The sequence below is a fragment of the Arthrobacter sp. Hiyo1 genome (assembly GCF_001263615.2).
GTDB lineage: Bacteria > Actinomycetota > Actinomycetes > Actinomycetales > Micrococcaceae > Arthrobacter.
Genome location: NZ_DF952472.1, coordinates 463,525 through 467,423 on the forward strand (window position 1 = coordinate 463,525; position 3,899 = coordinate 467,423).

The following is a 3,899-nucleotide window of genomic DNA, read 5'->3' on the forward strand; positions in this document are numbered from 1 at the left end:
GAAACCGCCTCGTCAAGCGTGACCCACACGAGTTCGATTTCGGCCTCTTCATCCGTGCGGACGTGCCGTTCCGCCTCGGGAACGTCTCCCAATCCGCGTGCCAGATAGATGCGAATCGCCTCGCTCGAGGAGCCGGGCGAATTGAAGAAGTCCGCGAGGACATTCCACGTGGCAGCCGTAAGATCGGCCTCTTCCGCGAGCTCCCTGGCCGCGCCGACCACGAAGTCCTCGCCGGCCACGTCAAGGAGCCCGGCAGGAATCTCCCACAGGTCCATGCCCACCGGGTGGCGGTATTGCTTGAGCAACAGGATCTCGCCGTCGACGTTCATCGGCAGCACCGCGACGGCGCCGGGATGGTCGATGTAGTCGCGGACCAAAGTGCCCGTGTCTTCACCCAGCTCGAAGGCGTCGCTCACGACGTCCCAAATACGGCCTTCATAGACCTTGCTGGACGACAAAAGACGGCGCGGGCTCGGCATGTCCGAAACCTTCCGAAAAGTGCTGGGGGTTTCAGAAATACCGGGCATCGCGCGTCCTTCGTTTGTGTGAGCGATTACTTCGCAGCGACCTTGCGGGCTGACTTTGCTACCGAGTCCACGCCGGACTGACGCTCCAGCGCGGCCTTCACGAGGCCGGCAAACAGCGGGTGCGGGCGCGTCGGGCGGGAGCTGAGTTCGGGGTGGGCCTGTGTTGCCACATAGTACGGGTGTACGTCACGCGGCAGTTCCACGAACTCAACCAGCTTGCCATCGGGAGACGTACCGGAGAACACGAGTCCCTCGGAGGCGATCTGCTCGCGGTACTTGTTGTTGACCTCGTAGCGGTGCCGGTGACGCTCGCTGACGGTTGTTGCGCCATAGGTCTCTGCAACCACGGAGCCTTCATCCAACTTGGCTTCGTAAAGGCCCAGGCGCATCGTGCCGCCAAGGTCGCCCTTGCCGTCCACGATGTCGAGCTGTTCTTCCATCGTGGCGATGACCGGGTATTTGGAGTCGGGTTCGAACTCGCTGGAGGACGCCCCCTCGAGGCCGACCACGTTGCGGGCGTACTCAATGACCATGCACTGGAGACCGAGGCACAGGCCCAGCACCGGAAGCTTTGTCTCGCGGGCGAACTTGAGCGCACCAAGCTTGCCCTCGAGGCCACGGATACCGAAGCCGCCGGGAACGCAAATGGCGTCGACGCCGGCCAAGGACTTGGTGGCGCCTTCGAGGGTTTCGCATTCGTCCGAGGGGACCCAGCGGATCTTGACCTTGGTTTCGTTCGCAAAACCGCCGGCACGCAAGGCCTCGGTCACGGACAGGTAAGCGTCCGGGAGGTCGATGTACTTGCCCACGAGGGCAACTTCTACGTGGTGCTTGGGGTTGTGGACAGCTTCGAGGAGCTTGTCCCAACTGGTCCAGTCGACGTCCTTGAACGGGAGATCCAGGGCTCGGACAACGTAGGAGTCAAGGCCCTGGGTGTGCAGCGTCTTGGGGATGTCGTAGATGCTCGGCGCATCGGCGGCGTTGATCACGGCGTCGATATCGACGTCGCACATGCGGCCAATCTTTTCGCGCATGGCGTCAGGCACTTCGCGGTCCGAACGGATCACGATCGCTTCCGGCTGGATGCCGAGGGAACGCAGCGCGGCAACAGAGTGCTGTGTTGGTTTGGTCTTCAGTTCCTGCGAGGGTCCGATGTACGGCACCAAGGAGACATGCAGGAAGAAGACGTTGTTGCGGCCGATGTCTTGGCGGACCTGGCGCGCGGACTCGAGGAAAGGCTGCGACTCGATGTCGCCCACGGTGCCGCCGATTTCGGTGATGATGACGTCCGGAGCGTTTTTGCCCTCAGCGGGGAGGCGCATGCGGCGCTTGATCTCGTCCGTGATGTGCGGAATGACCTGGACGGTGTCGCCGAGGTACTCACCACGCCGTTCCTTGGCGATGACAGTCGAGTAGATCTGGCCGGTTGTGACGTTGGCCGAGCCCTCGAGGTTCTCATCAAGGAAGCGCTCGTAGTGTCCGATGTCGAGGTCGGTTTCGGCGCCGTCGTCAGTGACGAAGACTTCGCCGTGCTGGAAGGGGTTCATCGTGCCCGGATCCACGTTGAGATAGGGATCGAGCTTCTGCATAGTTACAGACAAACCGCGTGCCCGCAGCAGGTGGCCGAGGCTCGAAGCCGTCAGTCCCTTACCGAGCGAGGACGCCACACCGCCAGTGACAAAGATGTGTTTGGTCGTCTTGGACGAGCCCGGGAACCGGGAATTTACACGGGAATTTGATCGCTGCACCACGGAATTCGAGCCTATCATCAATTGCGCCTCCAAAGGATCCGCTTTGCCGTTTTCCCAAATGCTCAATAGTCCCCTGCCGTGGGGCAAGGATCAAGAGTAAAGTCCACCCGGACCGGTAAAAACAGGCCGGGCGGCTGGGAATCCGCCGCCCGGCACCGGGACCGCCGAAGCGGTCTCCCAGCCCGACGAAGGCGCGCATGTGACCGATGTTCCAGGCTGCGGCCGGGCTTCTATGCCTGCTGGGGCAGCAGTTTGGCGTCGTCCAGCAACTCCTGGGCATGCGCGCGCGCAGACTCCGAGTCTTCCTGCCCCGCGAGCATCCTGCAAGCTCCTTCACGCGTTCTTCGTCATCGAGGAGCTGGACGTCGCTGGACGTGAAGCCAGAAGCGGTCTTTCCGTCGCTTCCCCGGACTGAGGTCTTGGTGACCCGAATGTGCTGGTCGGCGAAGGCGGCCACCTGCGGCAGGTGGGTTACCACCAGCACCTGGACGTGGCGGGCCAGCATGGCAAGCCGGCGTCCGATCTCGACGGCGGCACGCCCGCCCACTCCGGCATCCACTTCGTCAAAGACGAAGGTCGGCACCGGATCCACGGCTGCGAGGACCACTTCGATGGCGAGCATGACGCGGGGACAACTCACCACCGGACGCGCCCTTGCCGAGGGGGCGTGCCGGGGCGCCTGAGTGCGGTTGCAGGAGGAAGGAGATGTCGTCGATGCCGTGCGGCCCCAGCTGTCCTTGGCTGTCCACCTCGATCACCAGGGTTGCATCGGCCATCGCAAGGGCAGTGAGTTCCGCACTCACGCGCGCGGAGAGCTCCTTGGCTGCCTTCGAGCGCGACTTCGAGATGCGCGTGGCCTGCTTTCGCAGCGTCGACTCCGCAGCAACCACCTCGGCGTCAAGCGCTTCGATCCGGCTCGAGTCATCCTGCAGTTCATCCAGGCGGGTCCTCGAAGCTGCCGCCCATTCCAGGACCTCGTCGATGCTCGGAGCGTACTTGCGGATGAGTTTGGCCAGCGCTGCGCGCCGCTCCTCGATCTCCGAAAGCCGTTCGGGTCCCTCGGAGTCCAGGGACGCTTGGTAGCTGGACAGCTCCCCCCGCGATGTCGTTGACGAGGAAGCCGATCTCGGCGAGCCTTGCGGCGGCTCCCGCCAACGATTCGTCATGCTCGGAAACCTGGTCGAGCGCACGTTTGGCAGAGTCAATCAGAGTCGTGGCATCGGCCGTTTCGCCGAATTCCTCCGAGATCAGTGCTTCATGTGCTGCCGCGGCGGCGATGCGGAGCTCTTCCACGTTCGCCAACTTCACGGCCTCGGCCTTGAGGGACTCGTCCTCACCCGGCTGGGGATCGACGTCGTCGATTTCGTTGAGCGCGACCGCGAGCGATTCCGCCTCGCGCAGCCTTTCGCGGGCCTCGCCGCGGAGTGTGTCGAGCTCTGCCTGGCTGGATTTCCAATGGCCGTAAAGCTCCTGGTATTCGGTGAGCATCGCCGCGAGCTCTGCCCCGGCGAAGCGGTCCAATGCGTGCCGCTGCGCCACGGCACCCTTGAGCCGGATCTGGTCCGACTGGCCATGCACCACCACGAGGCTCTCGCCAAGTTCCGCCAGCACGCCGACGGGC

The 3,899-nt window shown here is 63.6% G+C and carries 2 protein-coding genes and 1 pseudogene; all 3 read right to left on the bottom strand.

Going from position 1 to position 3,899, the window contains the following annotated elements; all coding sequences use genetic code 11:
• Nucleotides 1-527, bottom strand: a 527-nt coding sequence (locus AHiyo1_RS15630; RefSeq protein WP_059389172.1) for an NUDIX domain-containing protein, incomplete at its 3' end; no start/stop codon positions are given.
• A 26-nt stretch (nt 528-553) separates the two neighbouring features.
• Nucleotides 554-2,296 carry a CTP synthase gene (locus tag AHiyo1_RS15635; protein WP_059389171.1) on the bottom strand — a complete coding sequence of 581 codons (1,743 nt, stop codon included), beginning with the start codon at nt 2,294-2,296 and terminating at the stop codon, nt 554-556.
• A 212-nt stretch (nt 2,297-2,508) separates the two neighbouring features.
• Nucleotides 2,509-3,899: pseudogene (recN, locus tag AHiyo1_RS15640) on the bottom strand (DNA repair protein RecN); the annotation flags it as partial.

Coding starts and splice junctions, on each gene's coding strand:
- AHiyo1_RS15635 (WP_059389171.1), bottom strand. CDS start 2,296: ATGATAGGCTCGAATTCCGTGGTGCAGCGATCAAATTCCCGTGTAAAT.